At 74.4% G+C, this 5,253-nt stretch carries 4 protein-coding genes; all 4 read left to right on the forward strand.

The window, feature by feature from the left end; genetic code table 11:
* Positions 1-2,186 (forward strand): helicase-associated domain-containing protein (locus ACFU99_RS31950; RefSeq protein WP_384398668.1); only part of this gene is annotated, 2,186 nt, incomplete at its 5' end.
* A 115-nt stretch (positions 2,187-2,301) separates the two neighbouring features.
* The gene (locus ACFU99_RS31955; protein WP_384398670.1) at positions 2,302-2,700 is read left to right on the forward strand and encodes an antibiotic biosynthesis monooxygenase family protein; all 399 of its coding nucleotides are present in this window, start codon (positions 2,302-2,304) and stop codon (positions 2,698-2,700) included.
* Positions 2,701-2,743: 43 nt separating this feature from the next.
* Positions 2,744-4,102, forward strand: coding sequence for a rhodanese-like domain-containing protein (locus ACFU99_RS31960; RefSeq protein WP_384398672.1), 1,359 nt, complete (start codon positions 2,744-2,746; stop codon positions 4,100-4,102).
* 70 nt (positions 4,103-4,172) lie between these two features.
* Positions 4,173-4,937 (forward strand): sulfite exporter TauE/SafE family protein, encoded by a 765-nt coding sequence (locus ACFU99_RS31965; RefSeq protein WP_384398674.1) that lies wholly within the window; start codon positions 4,173-4,175, stop codon positions 4,935-4,937.
* Positions 4,938-5,253: the final 316 nt, after the last annotated feature.

A 5,253-nucleotide genomic window follows, 5' to 3' on the forward strand; every position in this document is an offset into this window, starting at 1 on the left:
CGGAGACGGCCCGGCGGCTGCCGCACGCCGTCGCGGCCCTCCGCGTGCAGGCGCTCGTCTGGGGCGCGCAGGACCGGCTGCGCCTCGTCCGCACGGCGCGCGAGCTGCTGTCGCCCTCCCCCACGAACCCGTCGCCGACCGGCCTCGGCCCCACCGTCGCCGAAGCGACGTCCGGCATGTCGCCGGGCCGGATCCAGGAGATCATCGGCGCGGCCGGGCTGCCCGCGACGCACGACCCGGTCTCGGCCGTCACGGCGCTGGCGGAGCTGTTCGGCGACCGTACGCGCATGGCGGCGCTGCTGGACCAGGCGCCGCCGCAGTCCGCGGGGGTCCTGGACCGGCTGCTGTGGGGCCCGCCGTACGGTTCGGTGACCGCGCACCCCGCCCCGCACCTCCAGTGGCTGCTGGACCGCGGCCTGCTCCTGCCCGCCGCGCCCGGCAACGTCGTGCTGCCGCGGGAGGCGGCGCTGTACCTGCGCGGCGGGCTGGCGCACCGTACGCCGGAACCGGCGCCGCCCGAGCTCGTACCGGCCGCCGAGTACGGGGCGCGGGCGGTGGACGCGTCGGCGGCGGGCCAGGCGTTCACGGCGCTCGCCACCGTCGAGGAGCTGCTCAAGGAGTGGGAGACGGGCGCCGGCCCGCTCGTGCTGCGGGCGGGCGGCCTGAGCGTGCGCGACCTGAAGCGGGCGGCGGCGGCGCTGGACGTGACGGAGCCGGTGGCGGCGTTCTGGATCGAGCTGGCGTACGGGGCGGGGCTGCTCGCCTCGGACGGCGAGGCCGATGAGCGGTACGCGCCGACGCCCGCGTACGACGACTGGCTCGCGCTCCCCGCGGAGGACCGCTGGCTGCGGCTGGCGACGGCGTGGCTGGCCGGGACCCGCACGGCGGGGCTGGTGGGGACGCGCGACGCGAAGGCCCGTACGCTCGCGGCGCTCGGCCCCGACCTGGACCGCTCCCCCGCGCCCGAGGTACGGGCCCGCGTGCTGCGGCTGCTGTCGGAGGCGCCGGAGGGCACGGCCGTGACCCCGGACTCGCTGCTGGCGCGGCTGCGCTGGGAGCGCCCGCCGCGCGGCGGCCCCGCCGCCACGGAGACGCCGGACCTGCGCTCGCGCCTCGCGCGGTGGACGCTGGCGGAGGCGGAGCTGCTGGGCGTCACGGGCCGGGGCGTGCCGGCCGCGCACGGCCGGGCGCTGCTGGGCCCGAACCCGGAGGGGGCCGCGGAGCTCCTGTCTCCCCTCCTGCCGGCCCCGCTCGGCCACGTCCTCCTCCAGGCGGACCTGACGGCGGTCGCGCCGGGCCCGCTGGAGCGCCCCCTTGCCGCGATGCTCGGCGTGCTGGCGGACGTGGAGTCGAAGGGCGGGGCGACGGTCTACCGCTTCACGCCCGGCTCGGTGCGGCGCGCGCTGGACGCGGGCCGCACGGCGGCGGACCTCCAGGCGTTCCTGACGGAGCACTCGCGGACGCCGGTGCCGCAGCCGCTCGCGTACCTGATCGACGACGTGGCCCGCAAGCACGGGCGGCTGCGGGTGGGTTCGGCCTCGGCCTATCTGCGCTGCGACGACGACGCGCTGCTCGCCGAGATCCTCGCCGACCGCCGCTCCGCGAACCTGCGACTGCGCCGCCTCGCCCCCACCGTCCTCGCCGCGCAGGCCGCTCCGGACGCGCTGCTTGAGGGGCTGCGGGCGATGGGGTACGCGCCGGCCGCCGAGTCCGCGGAGGGCGATGTGGTGGTGGCCCGCGCCGACGTCCACCGCACCCCGGCCCGTACCGCGCCCGCGCCCGTACCGGACGGCCCGCCGGTCCCGGACGAGACGCTCCTCGGCGCGGCGGTACGAGCCATCCGCGCCGGCGACCTCGCGGCCACCGCCGAACGCAAGCCGCCCCAGTCCCCCGCCTCCCCGCCCTCCACCTCCCAGGCCCCCGACTCCCAGGCCCCCGCCAACGGCCGCCTCCCCCGCACCACCTCCGCCGAGACCCTCGCCACCATGCAGGCCGCCGCCCTCACCGGCTCCGCCGTCTGGATCGGCTACGTCAACGCGGACGGCGCGGCCAGCCAGCGCGTCATCGCGCCGGTACGGGTGGAGGGCGGCTTCGTGACGGCGTACGACCACACGGCGGACGAGGTGCGTACGTACCCGTTGCACCGGATCACGGGCGTGGCGGAACTGGCGGACGACCCGGCCTGAACCACCATTTGCCGTTTCCGCAATGCTCTTTGCGGCCCGGCGAAGCGTGCGCGCAGTCTGCATCCGGAAAGCACCGGCTCACACCCCGGAGCCGGTGCGGCGGAGGAGGCAGCAAATGGAAAATCGCCATGTCGTGATCATTCCGATCGAGATCGACGAGGAGCGGGAAAGCGCGTATCTCGACGCTTGGCAGAACGCCGCGGAAGTGATGGCCGCTCAGCCCGGCTTCATCCGGACGTACATGTTCCGCACGATCATTTCAGGGAGCACGTTCCGTCTCGTCAACGTGGCGGAATGGGAGTCCACTTCCCACTGGGATGAGGCGATGAACGTCTGCCCGATGATGGGTCAGCAGATAGCCGTAGCCCACGCCTCGAACTACGAGGCGATCCGGACGGTGCTGCCCGCCACGGGGCGGAGTTCCGGTGGCGGGCGCGCGCCCGTCGAACTGTCCCCCGCCGAGGAACACCGCCGCGCCGAGGCCGGGGAAGTCGTCGCCCTCCCCCGCCCGTAGCCCGGAATTTCCCGGGTACACCCACTGAGAAAGGAGCCATAGCGTGTATTTCGTCGACACTCTGGCGTTCGAGGGCCTGGGCAACCGCAGCTACCTGGCCGGCGGTCCGGGAACAGCGGTCGCGATCGATCCGCCGCGGGACATCGACCAGGTGATCGCCACCGCCGCCCGGCGAGGAGTGCGCATCGCCTGCGTGGTGGAGACGCACCTGCACAACGACTTCGTCTCCGGCGGCTGGGAGCTGGCCCGTATCACCGGAGCCCGCTACCTGGTCCCGGCCGACGCCGACGTCTCCTTCGCCCGTACGCCCGTCGCGGACGGCGACACGGCCGAGGTGGACGAGGGCCTGGTGCTGCGGGCCATCGCCACCCCTGGCCACACCCCGCACCACACCTCGTACGCGCTGGAGGAGGACGGCCGCGCGGTGGCGGTCTTCACCGGCGGCTCGCTGCTGGTCGGCACCATGGGGAGGCCGGACCTGGTGGACCCGCGGCTGACCGAGGAGTTGGCCCGCGCGCAGCACGCCTCCGCCCACCGGCTGGCGGCGGCGCTCGACGACGAGGTGCCCGTGCTGCCCACCCACGGCTTCGGCAGCTTCTGCTCCTCCTCCCCGGCCGACGGCGACGCGACCACGATCGGCAAGGAACGCGCCGGCAACGACGCCTTCACCCTGGACGCGGACGCCTTCGTGGAGCGGGTACTGGCCGGGCTGGGCGACGTACCCGCCTATTACACGCACCTGGGCCCGGTCAACGCCGCCGGCCCCGCGCCCATCGACCTGACCCCGCCCGAGCCCGCCGACGCCGCGCGGATCGCCGAGCGGCTGGCGGCGGGCGAGTGGGTGGTGGACCTGCGCAGCCGGGTCGCCTTCGCCGAGGGGCATGTGTCCGGATCGTTCAACTTCGAGGGCACGGGGAAGTTGGCCACCTATCTGGCCTGGCTGATCCCGTGGGGCAAGCCGGTCACCCTGCTCGCCGAGACCCGGACGGAGATCGCCGACGCGCAACGGGAACTGGCGCGTGTCGGCATCGACCGCCCGGCGGGCGCCGCCACCGGGGGCCCCGCCTCCTGGATCGGCGCGGGGGAGCGGCTCGCGTCCTTCCCCCGTGCCCGCTTCGCGGATCTCGCGGGCGTACGCGAGAACGTGGTGGTCCTGGACGTACGCCGCGACGCCGAGCGCGCGGACGGCTTCATCGAGGGCTCGGTGCACATCCCGATCCACGAACTGCACAGCCGGGCCGGTGAAGTGCCGGACGGCACAGTGTGGGTGCACTGCGCGGGCGGGATGCGCGCGGCGATCGCGGCCTCACTGCTGGACGCGACGGGGCGCGAGGTCGTCGCCGTCGATGACAGCTTCGAGGCCGCGGGCGAGGCGGGCTTGAACGTCACTTTCCAGCAGTAAAGAAGGCACGCATGTCCCTCTCACAGGCCGGCGACGGCATCGACAGCGGCGGCCGCAGTGGGCGAATAACGTGACCGCTCTGATCCTGGCCCTGGTCGCGGGAGCCGTCGTCGGGTTGGCGCTCGGCGCGCTGGGCGGCGGCGGCAGCGTTCTGGCGGTACCGGCGCTGATCTACCTGCTCGGCTTCACCCCGGCCGCGGCCACCACCGCCAGCCTGATCATCGTCACCGCCACGTCGCTGACGGCTCTGTACGCGCACGCCCGCGCCGGGCACGTGCGGTGGAAGGCGGGAGCGGCGTTCGCGGCGGCCGGAATCCTCCCGGCGGCGGGCGCCGGAGCCGCCACCGCCCATCTGCCTCAAGAGGCCCTGACCATTGCCTTCGCCGTCATAGCCGCTGTTGCGGCGGCCAAGATGCTCCGCTCGCCATCGCCATCGCCTGCTGACGCTGACCGCGCCGAGGGCGGCGGCGTACGACCGTTCAAGGCGGCCGGAGCGGGGGCGGGCCTGGGCGCGCTGACGGGCCTGCTGGGAGTGGGAGGCGGCTTCCTGGCCGTACCTGCCCTGGTCACCGTCCTGTCCTTCGAGATGGAGTCCGCGATCGGCACCAGCCTCCTGGTCATCTCAACCAACTCCCTGGCTTCCCTGGCCACTCGCTCCACCGCTGCCGCCACGCTCGACTGGGCGGTGATCGGCCCCTTCATCGGCGCCGCAATCCTGGGCGCCTGGGACGGCAAACGCCTCTCCGCCAAGGTCTCCGGCCCACGCCTGCAACGCATCTTCGCGGTGGCCTTGTTGGCAGTGGCGGCCTTCATGCTGGTGGACGCCGTGAGGTGACGGGCTGGGTGGGGCGGGGGCGAGGCTGGGTGGGTCGGTATTGGGGGTGGGCGGGTGCGGCTTTCGTCTCGGACCCTCCGGGCCCAAGGCGCCGGCAGCGGGAGGGGAGGGGGCGGGGCGGCTGCCGGATTGCTGCCTGACGGGTGGGTTCTCGGCTGAGGTCAGGGCTGGCTCCGCTGCGCTGCGCCGCTGGCTGCTTCCGCGAAGCGGTCGTTGCGGGTTGCTCGGGTGCGGGTTCATCTCGGACCCTGCGGGTCCACAGCGCCTGTAGTGACAAGTGGGGCTGTGGTGGTGGCTGTAGGAGGCTCCGCTGCGC

The organism is Streptomyces sp. NPDC057654 (genome assembly GCF_042800135.1).
Taxonomy (GTDB): Bacteria; Actinomycetota; Actinomycetes; order Streptomycetales; family Streptomycetaceae; genus Streptomyces.

Excerpts from the sequence above, each read along its gene's own strand:
- ACFU99_RS31955 (WP_384398670.1), top strand. The coding sequence starts at position 2,302 with ATGGAAAATCGCCATGTCGTGATCATTCCGATCGAGATCGACGAGGAG.